At 58.6% G+C, this 14,768-nt stretch carries 18 protein-coding genes; 11 read left to right on the top strand and 7 right to left on the bottom strand.

What is annotated here, in order from left to right:
* Nucleotides 1-78 precede the first annotated feature (78 nt).
* The 4 genes from ahpF to galU all read right to left on the bottom strand — a co-directional run bounded on the left by ahpF (nucleotide 79) and on the right by galU (nucleotide 4,972).
* The gene (ahpF, locus tag AC1DHT_RS18680) at nucleotides 79-1,641 is read right to left on the bottom strand and encodes an alkyl hydroperoxide reductase subunit F (RefSeq protein ID WP_427537049.1); all 1,563 of its coding nucleotides are present in this window, start codon (nucleotides 1,639-1,641) and stop codon (nucleotides 79-81) included.
* Nucleotides 1,642-1,764: 123 nt separating this feature from the next.
* Nucleotides 1,765-2,328 (bottom strand): alkyl hydroperoxide reductase subunit C, encoded by a 564-nt coding sequence (gene ahpC, locus AC1DHT_RS18675; RefSeq protein WP_054597722.1) that lies wholly within the window; start codon nucleotides 2,326-2,328, stop codon nucleotides 1,765-1,767.
* A gap of 315 nt (nucleotides 2,329-2,643) precedes the next feature.
* Complete coding sequence (gorA, locus tag AC1DHT_RS18670; protein ID WP_442114575.1) at nucleotides 2,644-4,002, bottom strand: glutathione-disulfide reductase; 1,359 nt, start codon at nucleotides 4,000-4,002, stop codon at nucleotides 2,644-2,646.
* Nucleotides 4,003-4,132: 130 nt separating this feature from the next.
* Nucleotides 4,133-4,972 carry a UTP--glucose-1-phosphate uridylyltransferase GalU gene (galU, locus tag AC1DHT_RS18665; protein WP_019690034.1) on the bottom strand — a complete coding sequence of 280 codons (840 nt, stop codon included), beginning with the start codon at nucleotides 4,970-4,972 and terminating at the stop codon, nucleotides 4,133-4,135.
* A gap of 255 nt (nucleotides 4,973-5,227) precedes the next feature.
* On the opposite strand from galU, the gene AC1DHT_RS18660 reads away from it, so the two are divergent.
* The gene (locus AC1DHT_RS18660) at nucleotides 5,228-5,416 is read left to right on the top strand and encodes a hypothetical protein (RefSeq protein WP_427537053.1); all 189 of its coding nucleotides are present in this window, start codon (nucleotides 5,228-5,230) and stop codon (nucleotides 5,414-5,416) included.
* A 137-nt stretch (nucleotides 5,417-5,553) separates the two neighbouring features.
* Nucleotides 5,554-5,835 (top strand): hypothetical protein, encoded by a 282-nt coding sequence (locus tag AC1DHT_RS18655; RefSeq protein WP_427532375.1) that lies wholly within the window; start codon nucleotides 5,554-5,556, stop codon nucleotides 5,833-5,835.
* A 20-nt stretch (nucleotides 5,836-5,855) separates the two neighbouring features.
* On the opposite strand, the gene AC1DHT_RS18650 is transcribed toward AC1DHT_RS18655, so the two are convergent.
* Complete coding sequence (locus tag AC1DHT_RS18650) at nucleotides 5,856-6,086, bottom strand: hypothetical protein (RefSeq protein WP_123583481.1); 231 nt, start codon at nucleotides 6,084-6,086, stop codon at nucleotides 5,856-5,858.
* A gap of 135 nt (nucleotides 6,087-6,221) precedes the next feature.
* Nucleotides 6,222-6,578, bottom strand: a complete 357-nt coding sequence (locus AC1DHT_RS18645; RefSeq protein WP_427537055.1) for a hypothetical protein — start codon at nucleotides 6,576-6,578, stop codon at nucleotides 6,222-6,224.
* A gap of 211 nt (nucleotides 6,579-6,789) precedes the next feature.
* Here AC1DHT_RS18645 and AC1DHT_RS18640 point away from each other — a divergent pair, with 211 nt between their 5' ends.
* From AC1DHT_RS18640 to ada, 5 genes are all read left to right on the top strand, one after another.
* Nucleotides 6,790-7,092, top strand: a complete 303-nt coding sequence (locus AC1DHT_RS18640; protein WP_019690029.1) for a DUF1883 domain-containing protein — start codon at nucleotides 6,790-6,792, stop codon at nucleotides 7,090-7,092.
* Nucleotides 7,093-7,127: 35 nt separating this feature from the next.
* Nucleotides 7,128-7,295 carry a hypothetical protein gene (locus AC1DHT_RS18635; RefSeq protein ID WP_427537057.1) on the top strand — a complete coding sequence of 56 codons (168 nt, stop codon included), beginning with the start codon at nucleotides 7,128-7,130 and terminating at the stop codon, nucleotides 7,293-7,295.
* A 164-nt stretch (nucleotides 7,296-7,459) separates the two neighbouring features.
* Complete coding sequence (locus tag AC1DHT_RS18630; RefSeq protein ID WP_427537211.1) at nucleotides 7,460-8,176, top strand: 2OG-Fe(II) oxygenase; 717 nt, start codon at nucleotides 7,460-7,462, stop codon at nucleotides 8,174-8,176.
* Nucleotides 8,166-8,843, top strand: a complete 678-nt coding sequence (alkB, locus tag AC1DHT_RS18625; protein WP_427537059.1) for a DNA oxidative demethylase AlkB — start codon at nucleotides 8,166-8,168, stop codon at nucleotides 8,841-8,843. The genes AC1DHT_RS18630 and alkB overlap by 11 nt, the downstream gene beginning before the upstream one ends.
* A gap of 89 nt (nucleotides 8,844-8,932) precedes the next feature.
* Nucleotides 8,933-10,036: a bifunctional DNA-binding transcriptional regulator/O6-methylguanine-DNA methyltransferase Ada gene (gene ada / locus AC1DHT_RS18620; protein ID WP_427537061.1), complete on the top strand. Its 1,104-nt coding sequence runs from the start codon at nucleotides 8,933-8,935 to the stop codon at nucleotides 10,034-10,036.
* On the opposite strand, the gene AC1DHT_RS18615 is transcribed toward ada, so the two are convergent.
* The gene (locus AC1DHT_RS18615) at nucleotides 9,991-10,449 is read right to left on the bottom strand and encodes a GyrI-like domain-containing protein (RefSeq protein WP_427537063.1); all 459 of its coding nucleotides are present in this window, start codon (nucleotides 10,447-10,449) and stop codon (nucleotides 9,991-9,993) included. The two genes, ada and AC1DHT_RS18615, sit on opposite strands and share 46 nt — an antisense overlap.
* A gap of 183 nt (nucleotides 10,450-10,632) precedes the next feature.
* On the opposite strand from AC1DHT_RS18615, the gene AC1DHT_RS18610 reads away from it, so the two are divergent.
* The 4 genes from AC1DHT_RS18610 (at nucleotide 10,633) to modC (ending at nucleotide 14,711) form a co-directional block, all read left to right on the top strand.
* A complete protein-coding gene (locus AC1DHT_RS18610) occupies nucleotides 10,633-11,697 on the top strand; it encodes an NAD(P)H-dependent flavin oxidoreductase (protein ID WP_427537065.1) in 1,065 nt (354 codons plus the stop codon).
* Between the two features lie 473 nt (nucleotides 11,698-12,170).
* Nucleotides 12,171-12,938, top strand: a complete 768-nt coding sequence (gene modA / locus AC1DHT_RS18605; protein ID WP_427537067.1) for a molybdate ABC transporter substrate-binding protein — start codon at nucleotides 12,171-12,173, stop codon at nucleotides 12,936-12,938.
* On the top strand, nucleotides 12,939-13,619 hold the full coding sequence (gene modB, locus AC1DHT_RS18600; RefSeq protein ID WP_427537069.1) for a molybdate ABC transporter permease subunit: 681 nt from the start codon (nucleotides 12,939-12,941) through the stop codon (nucleotides 13,617-13,619).
* Nucleotides 13,620-13,622: 3 nt separating this feature from the next.
* Nucleotides 13,623-14,711 (top strand): molybdenum ABC transporter ATP-binding protein, encoded by a 1,089-nt coding sequence (gene modC, locus AC1DHT_RS18595; RefSeq protein ID WP_427537071.1) that lies wholly within the window; start codon nucleotides 13,623-13,625, stop codon nucleotides 14,709-14,711.
* The last annotated feature ends 57 nt before the right edge of the window (nucleotides 14,712-14,768 follow it).

The following is a 14,768-nucleotide window of genomic DNA, read 5'->3' as shown; positions in this document are numbered from 1 at the left end:
CTTCCCACACTTGAAATGCGCAAGACACAAAAAAACCCCATGATCACTCATGGGGTTTTGTGTTTTCAGCGTTGGCGTTTATGCCGGGGCAGACGTGCGGATCAGGTGATCGAAGGCACTCAGCGATGCCTTGGCACCCTCGCCGACCGCAATCACGATCTGCTTGTACGGCACGGTTGTTACATCGCCTGCAGCGAACACACCCGGTATCGAGGTCTCGCCACGGTTATCGACGATGATCTCGCCGCGCGGCGACAGCTCGACGGTGCCCTTGAGCCAATCGGTGTTCGGCAACAAACCGATCTGCACGAAGATCCCTTCCAACTCGACGCTCAATACTTCGCCTGACTGACGATCCTTGTAACGCAAGCCATTGACCTTCTGCCCGTCGCCGGTCACTTCAGTGGTTTGCGCACTGGTGATCACGGTCACGTTCGGCAGGCTGTGCAACTTGCGCTGCAACACCGCATCGGCACGCAACTGCACGTCGAACTCCAGCAGCGTGACATGAGCAACGATACCGGCCAGGTCGATAGCCGCCTCAACACCCGAGTTACCGCCACCAATCACCGCAACGCGCTTGCCTTTGAACAGCGGGCCGTCGCAGTGCGGGCAGTACGCCACGCCTTTGTTGCGATATTGCTGCTCGCCCGGAACGTTCATTTCACGCCAGCGCGCACCGGTCGCGAGGATGACGGTCCTGGCTTTCAGTGAAGCACCGCTGGCGAACTGGATCTGGTGCAGCTCGCCGTTTTTGCCCGGCAGCAGCTTGTCGGCGCGTTGCAGGTTCATGATGTCGACGTCGTATTGCTTGACGTGTTCTTCCAGCGCAACGGCAAGCTTCGGCCCTTCCGTCTCCTGTACCGAGATGAAGTTTTCGATTGCCATGGTGTCCAGCACCTGACCACCAAAACGCTCGGCTGCAACGCCGGTACGAATGCCTTTACGGGCGGCGTAGATTGCTGCCGAAGCACCGGCCGGCCCACCGCCGACGACCAGTACGTCGAAGGCGTCTTTGGCGCTGATCTTCTCGGCCTGACGCTCGATGGCGCTGGTGTCGATCTTGGCGATGATTTCTTCCAGGCCCATGCGACCTTGACCGAAATTCACGCCGTTCAGATAAATGCTGGGCACGGCCATGATCTGCCGTTCAGTGACTTCGTCCTGGAACAGCGCGCCGTCGATGGCGACGTGACGGATGTTCGGGTTCAGCACCGCCATCAGGTTCAGCGCCTGGACCACGTCCGGGCAGTTCTGGCACGACAGCGAGAAATAGGTCTCGAAGTTGAACTCGCCTTTGAGCGAGCGGATCTGTTCGATCACCTCGATACTGGCCTTCGAAGGGTGACCGCCGACTTGCAGCAAGGCCAGCACCAGCGAAGTGAATTCGTGGCCCATGGGGATACCGGCGAAACGCAGGTTGATATCGCTTCCTGGGCGGTTCAACGAGAACGATGGCTTGCGCGCATCGGTACCGTTGTCGAGCAGGGTAATTTGCTGGGAAAGACTGGCTACGTCTTTGAGTAAGGCGAGCATTTCCTGGGATTTCGCACCGTCGTCGAGGGAGGCGACGATCTCGATCGGCTGGGTGACCCGTTCCAGGTATGACTTCAACTGAGCTTTAAGATTGGCGTCCAACATACGGGCGATTTCCATTTTGTATACGGTAGAAAAAACAACGCCCGGGCAGATTCGCCCAGGCGTTTTTTGGGGCGATGCGGTTTACGTGTTTAAGAGCTCATCGCCCTCAATCGACTCACAGACTCAGATCTTGCCGACCAGGTCCAGGGACGGAGCCAGGGTGGCCTCGCCTTCTTTCCACTTGGCTGGGCAGACTTCGCCCGGGTGAGCGGCAACGTACTGGGCAGCCTTGATTTTGCGCAGCAGCTCGGAAGCATCACGGCCAACGCCGCCGTCGTTCAGTTCGACGATTTTGATCTGGCCTTCAGGGTTGATCACGAAGGTGCCACGGTCGGCCAGGCCGACTTCTTCGATCAGCACGTCGAAGTTGCGGGAGATCACGTGGGTCGGGTCGCCAATCATGGTGTACTTGATTTTTTCGATCGCAGGCGAAGTGTTGTGCCAGGCGGCGTGGGCAAAGTGGGTGTCGGTCGACACGCTGTAGATTTCTACGCCAAGCTTCTGGAATGCATCGTAGTTGTCAGCCAGGTCTTCCAGCTCGGTTGGGCAAACGAAGGTGAAGTCGGCCGGGTAGAAGAACACGACGGACCATTTGCCTTTCAGATCGGCGTCCGACACTTCGACGAATGCGCCGTTTTTGAATGCGGTAGCGTTGAACGGTTTTACGTGGCTGTTGATGATAGGCATCGTTGACTCTCCGTCAGGGTTGAGAAGTTGATGGAGTGAATCCTACGCACTCAACCGACGGATGGCTCATTGGCAAACCTGATGCTGGTAATTGGTTTTCGCTATTAGTCTGCACTATCAATAGAAGAAAACCATATCCATTCGCCAACAGCCTTTTCAGCGATCCGGAGCCCAAGTCGCATTGTGGGAGCGAGCCTGCTCCGGGCGGCGCTCCGACGATAGCGGTGTAACAGTCACCCACAATGGTGAATGTTATGGCCTCATCGCGAGCAGACGGAACGCCGCCCGGCTGCTCCCACATTTGATCTGAGACGATTAGCCGGCTACCGGTGTGCGCATGGTGACGAACTCTTCGGCAGCGGTAGGATGCACGCCGATGGTTTCGTCGAAATCGCGTTTGGTGGCGCCAGCCTTCAAGGCAATCGCCAGGCCCTGAACGATCTCGCCCGCTTCCGGGCCGACCATGTGGCAACCCAGAACCTTATCGGTCTTGGCGTCCACCACCAATTTCATCAACGTGCGCTCCTGGCACTCGGTCATGGTCAGTTTCATCGGCCGGAAACGGCTTTCGAAAATCTGCACCTCATAACCCTCATCCCTCGCCTGCTCTTCACTCAGGCCAACGGTGCCAATGTTCGGCAAGCTGAATACGGCCGTGGGAATCATCTTGTAGTCGACCAGACGATACTGCTCAGGCTTGAACAGCCGACGAGCCACCGCCATGCCTTCCGCCAGTGCTACCGGCGTCAGTTGCACGCGACCGATCACATCGCCAATCGCCAGAATGGAGGGCTCAGCGGTTTGATACTGCTCGTCGACTTCGACAAAGCCCTTCTTGTCGAGCGTGACCTTGGTGTTCTCCAACCCCAGGTTGTCGACCATCGGACGACGCCCCGTGGCGTAGAACACGCAGTCCGCCTGCAACTCGCGACCATCCTTGAGGGTTACGTTCAAACTGCCGTCGGCCTGTTTTTCGATGCGCTCGATGTCGGCATTGAATTGCAGGTTCATCCCGCGCTTGGTCAGTTCCTCCTGCAAATGCTTACGCACCGAGCCGTCGAAGCCACGCAGGAACAGTTCACCGCGATACAGCAAGGTGGTTTCGGCGCCCAGCCCGTGAAAAATCCCGGCGAACTCTACGGCAATATAGCCGCCACCGACCACCAGAACGCGCTTGGGCAGCGCTTTGAGGAAAAACGCCTGGTTGGAACTGATAGCGTGCTCATGCCCCGGAATCTCGGGGATCTGCGGCCAACCACCGGTGGCAATCAGAATATGCTTGGCGGTATGCCGCTCGCCGTTAATCTCGACCTCATGCGGGCCAACGATTTTGGCGTGGCCTTCATGCAAGGTTACGCCGCTGCCGACCAGCAGATTGCGGTAGATACCGTTCAGCCGATTGATTTCGCGATCCTTGTTGGCGATCAGCGTTGCCCAATCGAAATTCGCCTCGCCCAACGACCAGCCAAAGCCCTGCGACTGCTCGAAGTCTTCGGCAATATGCGCCCCGTAAACCAACAACTTCTTCGGCACGCAGCCAACGTTGACGCAGGTTCCGCCTAGATAGCGGCTCTCGGCCACAGCGACTTTCGCGCCAAAACCTGCAGCGAAGCGCGCTGCTCGTACACCGCCGGAACCGGCGCCAATCACATAAAGGTCAAAATCGTAGGCCATTTTCAATCTCCTCGGCAGGCCACAAGCATACCCGCTGCAGCTTTCTCGGTCAGCGCTGCGATTGACATGGGGCCGAAAAACGAAAAAGCCACCCGAAGGTGGCTTTTCAGAACAAAACAGCGAAGCGCTTTTAGTAAGCCTTACCCGTCTTGTAGAAGTGTTCGAAGCAGAAGTTGGTCGCTTCGATGTAGCCTTCAGCGCCACCGCAGTCGAAACGCGTGCCTTTGAACTTGTAGGCAATCACGCAACCGTCTTGCGCCTGTTTCATCAGCGCGTCGGTGATCTGGATCTCGCCGCCTTTGCCTGGCTCGGTTTCTTCGATCAATTTGAAGATGTCCGGAGTCAGGATGTAACGACCGATGATTGCCAGGTTGGATGGAGCATCTTCCGGCTTTGGCTTCTCGACCATGTTGCGGACGCGGTACAGGTCATCGCCGATCAAGTCGCCAGCGATCACGCCGTATTTGTGGGTTTCCTGAGGGTCGACTTCCTGGATCGCAACGATGGTGCAACGGTACTGTTTGTACAGTTTGACCATCTGGGTCAGTACGCCGTCGCCGTCCAGGTTGACGCACAAGTCGTCCGCCAGCACGACCGCGAACGGTTCGTCGCCGATCAATGGACGGCCGGTCAGAATCGCGTGACCCAGACCTTTCATTTCGGTTTGACGGGTGTAGGAGAACGAGCACTCGTCGAGCAGTTTGCGGATGCCGACCAGGTACTTCTCTTTATCAGTACCTTTGATCTGGTTTTCCAGCTCGTAGCTGATGTCGAAGTGGTCTTCCAGGGCGCGTTTGCCACGACCGGTCACGATGGAGATTTCTGTCAAACCAGCGTCCAGCGCTTCTTCAACGCCGTACTGGATCAGTGGCTTGTTCACCACCGGCAGCATTTCTTTAGGCATGGCTTTAGTCGCTGGCAGGAAGCGAGTACCGTAACCGGCTGCTGGGAACAAGCATTTCTTGATCATAAAAGTCCTTAAAAGGGCTGTGTGTACGAGTTTCGGCGCAGTCTAATCAGCCGGCGAGCACCTTACAATGCCCCACACTGGCTAACCGATGCCATCATAGAGAAATATTCCGGCGGATAGTTCCGCAACAACGCAGATTAGCCTCCAGGCCAAGACGGACGGAACAACGCAAAGACTTCACTTTAGACCAGTGAACGCACCGGGGGGCTTTTCCAGTTATCATTGCGCGATTGAACCAGCCAACGAGGCAGATAGATGTCGGCAGCAAAAAGCGTAAACGGTTACCTGATCAATCAAGCCAAAGATGGCCAGTGGTGGGTCGACAGCGTCAGCGGCGAAAACATCGCTGGGCCTTTCCCCACAGAGGCATTGGCGATTGAAGTGGCCTCGGTGCTGCAAGACACCCCGCCTGCCCCCAAGCGGCGCGGCGCCAAGTCTGAGTAACACCGCCGCTCGAAAGAGCCCTGCAAACGCGCAGGGCTTTTTTGTGTTTGTCTGTACCGCAATGGTTGTTCGCTATAGCATCTCGCTGCAGGGCGACTCACGCCCTTACACACTGTTCACTCGATGACGACCCTCACATGAAAAAATATCTGGCTCTGATTGCGGTGTTGGCCTTGAGCGGTTGCGCCACTGCGTCCAAAACCTATCTGAATAACGGCGAGCAAGGCCTGTCGATCGACTGCTCGGGTGAAGCCAACTCCTGGGCCAAATGTTATCAAATGGCTGAAGATTCCTGCGCTGGAACCGGCTATCGGATCATTGGCACCGGTGGCACGCCAGCCACCAAGGAAAGCGACAAGACCCTGGGCGTCGACGTTGGCAACTACAAGAGCCGCAGCGTTGTAGTGGTGTGCAAGTAACCGGCAAGACGCTATGGCCGTTACATGTGAATTTCGGCGAATTTGATCCCGAGCCCGCGTACGGTCTCGATCAGATCATCCAGCCGAGCGAATGATTCGACCTCATCATTTTCATCCACCAGGAAATAGCTGCGCCCTGCACTTTTCTTGAAGAACACAATCCATTCCCCGGAGTTTGCCGGGTTTTGAATCACATGCGTCGCAGAAATGAGCCCCTCTGCATGCCGCTCTCTTACTTGCTCTCGCTTCATTGACCACTCCAGAAATGACAGTGCCGTCCAAGCCCGAGGCTGGACGGCACTCCTGCTGATTGGCGACAGTTTATCGGACGATACGGTCAATCAGCCAATTTCAAATTCAGCGAGCGAGAGGGAATCGCCAAAAAACTATGAGCCAGAAATGCATTTGTTGGCCGCATCCTGCACATCTCCGGGCCGAATTGGCACATTGGACATGCTTTCGTGGAGCTTGATGCTACTCCCGCTGGATCGTTCTTCGATGTCAAACACCGCAGACGGACTCGCAGACAGTTTTCCTGGAACAATGACCCGGACGCCGTCCTTGTTGTAGGGCTCCATTTGCACAGCCCCTCGGGTACTGGCCAAATGCTTGGCCACGCAGTCGGCGTACGCTTGAGGTTTTTTCCCCGAGATCACATTCATGGTCGGCAGCGTCTGACTAATGTCCGAGACAGTCGCGCAACCACTCATCGCCAACACCAGTACCAAAACACCCCGCTTCATACGAATCCTCCCTTAAAGACCCTCCGACAGCGCAAATACTGTTTTTCTCCGGAGACCGCTGCTTTATCACCCATAAAAACCTGAATAGCTGTTTTTAATTGTCAAAGCACCTCGCGGTAGCCCGATAATAAACCGTTCGGGCTGATAAACTGCGCCATCGCCCATGCTATCGTTTTGATTTTGTAGAAAAAGCCCTTCTGGAGGCGCCCCCATGAAATTTATCCACCAGCGCGAGCACCTCAATGAAGATGACATCGTCGTCATTCAATGCTCCCAAATGTGCAACATCCGCCTGATGAACGACGCCAATTTTCGCAGCTTCAAGAATGGCGGCCGCCACACCTACCACGGCGGCGCGTTCGACACCTTCCCGGCGAAAATCACCGCGCCAAGCACCGGTTTCTGGAACATCACCATCGACACCGTCAACCGCCGGCCGATCAGCGTGACCCGCAAACCGACCCTGACCCACTCGATCAAAATCATCCGCCGGTCCAGCTCGAAACTCAGCTGAGACCTCGGCCCGCACTGCGACAGACAGGTACGACCGTGGCCCAAACGACTAAATACGTCATCAAATACAAGCTTAACGAAGAACGCCGCTTCGAGTTCGCCCAGCTTGAAACCGGCACCGAAGAAGAAGCCAGAGCGGCACTTCAAGCGATTCACGGCGACTTGTCCGGGATCAGCGATATAAAGGTCAGCAAAGCGCTGTAACCCCTGGCACAACCACTCCGGAGTTAGACCGCAAGCACCGGAGTGTCGCCCGCCTTCGTACTCCCCAGACTGGCACACCTCAACCTTGAGTTCAGGAGCCGGACATGTCCATTTCTTTGCCGCACAACACCTCAGTAGCGCGTTATATCGACGGTGTCCGTGCAATGGGCGAACAGCCTCTGGCCTCGCGCATCAATGCACTGGATTGGCCTTCCCTGGAGCAAGACCTCGACCGGGACGGCTGCGCGACAATCAAAGGACTGCTCAACCCCGAGCAATGCGCAGACCTCAGCGCGCTCTACGCTCAGCCTGCGCTTTTCCGCTCGCACGTGATAATGGCCCGGCATGGTTTCGGGCGCGGCGAGTACCGGTATTTCAGGTACCCGCTGCCGGATATCGTTGCTTGCCTGCGCGGCACGCTCTACTCAAGGCTTGTCCCGCTGGCCAATCGCTGGAATGAACGGATGGGCTTGCCCGGCCGCTTTCCCACGGAACACGCAGCCTTCCTGCAACGTTGTCATGACGCGGGACAGGAGCGCCCTACGCCGCTGTTGCTGCAATATGGTCCGCAGGACTACAACTGTTTGCATCAGGATCTGTATGGCGAGCATGTGTTCCCGCTGCAAGTGGCGATTCTGCTGTCCGCTCCCGGCGAAGACTTTACCGGCGGCGAGTTCGTGCTCACCGAGCAGCGCCCACGGATGCAATCACGGCCCATGGTGATGAGCCTCGATAAAGGCGATGCGCTGATTTTTGCCGTGCATCAGCGCCCGGTCAAAGGTGTTCGCGGCGATTACCGGGTGAACCTGCGCCACGGTGTCAGTCGCCTGCACAGCGGCAAACGGCATACCCTTGGAGTGATCTTTCACGATGCGCAGTAAAGCGATGCCTCCAACCACCTTCGAGCTGTTTGCCGATGAAGACCGGCAACCGGCCAGGACCGAGCAAATCGGCGAACAGTCTTTCGTACTCCGGGGTTTTGCCCTGCCCTGGGTGGAGCAATTGTTGCCGCTGCTGGAGAAGATTCTACGGGCCGCACCGTTTCGGCAGATGGTCACCCCCGGCGGTTTCACCATGTCGGTCGGCTTGAGCAGTTGTGGCACGCTGGGCTGGACCACCGATCGCAGTGGCTATCGCTACACTCGCATCGATCCCGTCAGCGGCCAGCCCTGGCCGGAGATGCCCGAGATCTTTCGGGAAATGGCACAGGTTGCCGCACGAGCAGCCGGTTTCCATCACTTTGAGCCCGATGCCTGCCTGATCAACCGATACCTGCCGGGCGCCAAGATGTCGCTGCATCAGGACAAGGATGAACGGTCCTACGATCCGCCGATTGTTTCGGTGTCCCTCGGTCTGCCGGCGATGTTCCTGTTCGGCGGCTTCAAGCGCGGCGACACACACCTGCGAGTGCCGCTGTTTCACGGTGACATCGTGGTCTGGGGCGGCGTGGATCGCTTGCGTTATCACGGCGTGCTGCCGCTCAAGGACGGTCATCACCCACGACTGGGCGGACAGCGGATCAACTTCACGTTCCGCACGGCGGGATAAAACCCGGAATTTGACCGCAAGCGCCGGAGTGTCCTCACCGCCCACACTCGCTAGGCTCCGTATGAATAAACCTTCTACCGGTATCCCCCATGACCACTGCCAAACCCACCACAGAACAAGATCCCCGTTGGTCCGCGGTGCTGGCGCGCGACCCGCGCGCTGACGGTCAGTTTGTCTACGCGGTGAAAACCACCGGGATCTACTGCCGCCCCAGCAGCCTGGCGCGATTGCCGAAACCGGAAAACGTCGAGTTTTTCGACAACGAGGAACAGGCTCAGGCGGCCGGTTATCGCCCGAGCAAACGCGCGGCAACAGACCAGACTCATCTCGCCGAGCAACACGCCGCACTGGTCGCCGCAGCCTGTCGGCAAATCGAGGCTGCCGAGACATTGCCCAGCCTGAACGAACTGGCAGAGACCGCGCGAATGAGCGCTTTCCACTTTCACCGGGTGTTCAAGGCTGTCACTGGCCTGACGCCCAAGGGATATGCCACTGCACAACGTTCACGCAGGGTTCGTGAACGCCTGGAGGTCGCCGGTTCGGTGACCGACGCGCTGTATGAGGCAGGTTTCAATTCCAACAGTCGCTTTTACGAGTCCGCCGATCACCTGCTCGGCATGAAGCCCAGCGACTATCGCGCCGCGGGCCAGAACACCGACATCAGGTTTGCCGTTGGCCAATGTTCATTAGGGGCGATTCTGGTGGCGCAGAGTCAACGCGGGGTGTGCGCGATCCTCTTGGGGGATGATCCCCATGCGCTGGTCTGCGACCTGCAAGACCGGTTCCGTCAGGCCAACCTGATTGGCGCCGACCATGAGTTCGAGCAGTTGATTGCCAAGGTGGTGGGTTTCATCGAAGCCCCGGCGCTTGGCCTGGACCTGCCGCTGGATGTGCGCGGCACGGCGTTTCAGGAGCGGGTGTGGATGGCGCTACGCGATATTCCGGCGGGCAGCACCGCCAGCTACGCCGAAATTGCCCAGCGCATCGGCGCGCCAAAAGCCTTCCGTGCCGTGGCCCAGGCTTGCGGTGCCAACAACCTCGCGGTGGCCATTCCCTGCCATCGGGTGGTACGCAGCGATGGCGATGTCTCGGGCTACCGCTGGGGGGTGGAACGCAAGCGTCAACTGCTTGCGCGTGAAACCCAATCTCAGAAAATGCCGATATACACGGCCACTGACTCAGGGCCGGTATAGGCCTCGAAGTCGGTGGCAAATCGGCGTTTGACCTGCGGGTTGGCCTCAAAGTACGCCCAGACCCTGCCCCACGCCTCGATGACACTGCCGGGCATCGCCCCCTTCGCTTCGAAAACCAGGTACTGGCCGCCCTGCACCTCAATGGTTTCATAACCGGGAGCAGCTTCATTGACCGCCACCCCGGCTGTCACGTCGAAAGCCCCCGAGGCATCGGACTCATAGTGGGAGTACACCCCGTAAGCCGGTGAGTCCGGCTTCTTATTGGCAATCTTGTCAAACAGCCCTTCGGCAAAAAATCGCTGCCACATCGGACCGATTCTGGCGGTAGCTGCCTGCTGCTCGGCGCTGTTAAACGTACGTACACGCAATCCTGATACGCGGAATGGTGAAACCTCAAGTTGCTTCAAATCCATGGAACAGTTCCTCCGTCGTTAACGATTAACATCCACTACAAGCGGCCACAATGCATTGGCCCGAGCGCCGGCACAACCGGAGGCTACGCTTTATTGCACTCGGCATCTGCGCCTAATGGCCACTGGTCTTTTGACGCTGACTCCTGCTACATAACCGACTCTTGTCATGAGGAAGACGTTGCGATGAACCAGTGGCCTGACACCCGTATTCTTGATCTGCTCGGCATCGAATTACCGATTATCCAGGCTCCCATGGCCGGCGCTACCGGATCGGCCATGGTCATTGCGGCCAGCAACGCCGGCGCCCTGGGCTCAATGCCCGCGGCCATGCTCAGCGTCCAACAGTTGCGCGAAGAACTGAAGGCGATCCGGCAACACAGCGAGCGCCCATTCAACGTGAATTTTTTCTGTCATCAACCACCGGTGGCCGACGAGCAACGCGCTCAGCAATGGAAAAACCTGCTGGAGCCCTATTACCGCGAGTTGGGCGCTGACTTCGACGCACCGACACCGGTTTCCAATCGTGCACCGTTCGATGCCGCCGCCTGCGCGGTGGTCGAAGAGTTCCGTCCGCAGGTGGTGAGTTTTCACTTCGGCCTACCGGAAAAGTCCCTGCTCGATCGGGTCAAAGCCACTGGCGCGAAGGTCCTGTCCTCGGCGACCACCGTCGATGAGGCGATCTGGCTGGAACAGCATGGCTGCGATGCGATTATCGCCATGGGTTACGAGGCCGGAGGCCATCGCGGGATGTTTCTCAGTGATGACCTGAACAGTCAGGTCGGCACCTTTGCGCTGGTGCCACAGATCGTCGATGCCGTCAGCGTACCGGTGATCGCCGCAGGCGGGATCGGCGATGCGCGCGGAATCGTCGCCGCCTTCGCCTTGGGTGCCTCGGCGGTGCAACTGGGCACTGCCTACCTGTTTACTCCAGAAGCCAAGGTCAGCGCCTCCCATCACAGGGCCTTGCGCAGCGCCAAGGAAAGCGAGACGGCGCTGACCAATATTTTCACCGGGCGGGCTGCACGGGGGATTCTCAATCGGGTCATGCGCGAACTCGGCCCGATCAGCCCGCAAGCTCCGGCCTTCCCGCTGGCGGGCGGTGCACTGATGCCGCTACGCGCCAAGGATGAGGCGGACTTCAGCAACCTCTGGGCCGGACAAGCGCTGCGGCTTGGGATTGAATTACCGACCGCTGAGTTGACCCGGCGTCTGGCGGACGAGGCGCTGGCCTTGATGGCGCGTCGCTAAACACCATTTGATCGTTCCCATGCTTTGCGTGGTAACGATCAAAAAGCCCGTAGCTGCCGAGCCCGCGAGGCTGCGTTCGGCCCCGTAGCAGCTGTCGAGCCTGCGAGGCTGCGTTCGGCTGCGCAGCAGTCGCTGAATCAGGCCATGCGTTCTTTCAGGCAAACCGCGTTTGCAGGATTTGCGAGGACTTCGTCCGAACGCGGCCCGCCTCGAACGTAGCCTCGCAGGCTCGGCAGCTGCTACGAGGTACGGGGTACGAGGTAACGGGGGTAACGGGGGTAACGGGGGTAACGGGGGTAACGGGGGTAACGGGGGGCCGAGTGCGTATCGGCTCATTGCGTGGTATTTGATACGTTCCGTTTGTCGGCAATTCGCTATATATTCACCTATATAGCGTTTCATCCTTTCGCACCGGTGCAGTCCACTCCCCAATAAAAACTGCCCACTGCACCTGCCAACCCCGGAGCCGCTTCATGTCTATTCGTGCCTCACGTTTTGCCCCCACTTGCCTGGCATCCTTGCTCGCCGTGTTCGTGCTTGGCTCAGCCCACGCCGATGAAGTCCAGGTTGCGGTCGCGGCCAATTTCACCGCACCGATCCAGGCGATTGCCGCCGACTTCGAAAAAGACACCGGGCACAAACTGGTCGCCGCCTATGGCGCCACGGGCCAGTTCTACACCCAGATCAAAAACGGTGCGCCGTTCGAAGTGCTCCTGTCGGCTGACGACAGCACCCCGCAAAAACTCGAGAGCGAAGGCGACACGGTCAAAGGTTCGCGTTTCACCTACGCCATCGGCACCCTGGCACTGTGGTCGGCCAAGGACGGTTACGTTGACGCCAAAGGCAAAGTGCTCAGCGACAACACCTATCAGCACCTGTCGATCGCCAACCCGAAAGCCGCCCCTTACGGTCTCGCGGCCACCCAGGTATTGGCTAAACTGGGCCTGACCGACAAGGTCAAGGGCAAGATCGTCGAAGGCCAGAACATCACGCAGGCCTACCAGTTCGTCTCCACCGGCAATGCGGAAATAGGTTTCGTCGCCTTGTCGCAGATCTATAAAGACGGCAAAGTCACCGGCGGTTCGGCGTGGATCGTTCCAGCCGACATGCACGACCCGATCAAACAAGACGCAGTGATCCTCAACAGAGGCAAAGACAACCCTGCCGCCAAGGCACTGGTTGCTTACCTCAAAGGGCCTAAAGCCGCTGCCGTCATCAAGTCCTACGGTTACCAACTCTAAATGACGCTATCGAGTGCCGACCTTTCCGCCATCTGGCTGACCCTCAAGCTGGCGTCCCTGACGACGGCCATCCTGCTGGTTATCGGCACTCCGATTGCGTTGTGGCTGTCGCGTACCCGCTCCTGGCTGCGCGGGCCCATCGGCGCTATCGTCGCCCTGCCCCTGGTGCTGCCGCCGACGGTGATCGGCTTCTATTTACTGATGACCCTCGGCCCTAACGGGGTCATCGGCCAGTTCACCCAAGCACTGGGGCTGGGCACGCTGACGTTCAGTTTTGCAGGGCTGGTGATCGGTTCGGTTATCTACTCGATGCCCTTTGTCGTCCAGCCACTGCAGAACGCCTTCTCGGCGATTGGCCCGCGTCCGCTGGAGGTGGCCGCCACCTTGCGCGCCAACCCCTGGGACACTTTTTTCAACGTGATCTTGCCGCTGGCCAGGCCAGGCTTTATCACTGCGGCCATTCTCGGCTTCGCCCACACTGTGGGTGAGTTCGGCGTGGTGCTGATGATCGGTGGCAATATCCCGGACAGAACCCGCGTGGTGTCGGTGCAGATCTACGATCATGTCGAAGCCATGGAATATGCCCAGGCCCATTGGCTGGCCGGGGCGATGCTGGTGTTCTCGTTTTTGGTATTGCTGGCGCTGTACTCCAGCCGCAAAACCAAAGCCGGCTGGAGCTGATCGATGACCTCAACGATTCACGCTCGGCTGAAACTGAGCTACCCGGATTTTTCCCTGGACGTCGACCTGCACCTGCCCGGTCGCGGCGTGACGGCGCTGTACGGTCATTCCGGCTCGGGTAAAACCACCTGCCTGCGCTGCATCGCCGGCCTGGAAAAGGCCGAGCAAGGCTTTATCCAGATCAATGACGAAGTCTGGCAGGACAGCAGCAAAAAGCTCTTTGTCGCCCCGCACAAACGGGCACTGGGTTATGTTTTTCAGGAGGCCAGCCTGTTTCCCCATCTGTCGGTGCTGGCCAACCTGGAGTTTGGCCTGCGGCGCATTCCACACAAGCAACGCCGGGTCGACATGGCCCACGCCACCGAACTGCTGGGAATCAGCCACTTGCTCGACCGTCATCCACAACACCTCTCGGGCGGCGAGCGCCAACGGGTCGGCATCGCCCGGGCGTTGCTCACCAGCCCGAAACTGCTGTTGATGGACGAACCACTGGCAGCGCTGGACTCACAGCGCAAAAGCGAAATCCTGCCGTACCTCGAACGGCTGCACGACGAACTGGAAATCCCGGTGTTGTACGTCAGTCATTCGCAGGATGAAGTCGCTCGGCTGGCTGACCACATTGTCCTGCTGAGCTACGGCAAAGCCCTGGCGAGCGGGCCCATCGGCGAAACGCTGGCGCGGCTCGACCTGCCGCTGGCCTTGGGCGACGATGCCGGCGTGGTGATCGAGGGTCAGGTGACAGACTACGACGCCCATTATCAACTGCTGACCCTGCAACTGCCCCACAGCCAATTGAATGTGCGGGTCGCGCATTCACCTATGGCCGTTGGCAAGTTGTTGCGCGTCAAAGTCCAGGCTCGCGATGTCAGCCTGAGTCTTCAGGGCGGTGAACTCAGCAGCATCCTCAACCGCTTGCCAGTGACGGTGACCAGCGAAATTTCCGCGGACAACGCCGCCCATGTGCTGGTACGCCTGGACGCTGCCGGAACACCGTTACTCGCGCGCATCACCCGCTATTCCCGCGATCACTTGCAACTGCACCCCGGCCAGCAGTTGTGGGCGCAAATCAAGGCGGTGGCGGTCCTCGCGTAAGGCGACGAACAGCACAGACCGCTTTTGCACCTTTTCAACTTGCTTCTATAGTTGATG

It is taken from the genome of Pseudomonas sp. 05N432, assembly GCF_056396945.1.
The sequence above is the reverse complement of the archived record's forward strand: the minus strand, read 5'-3'. Positions and strand labels throughout refer to the sequence as shown.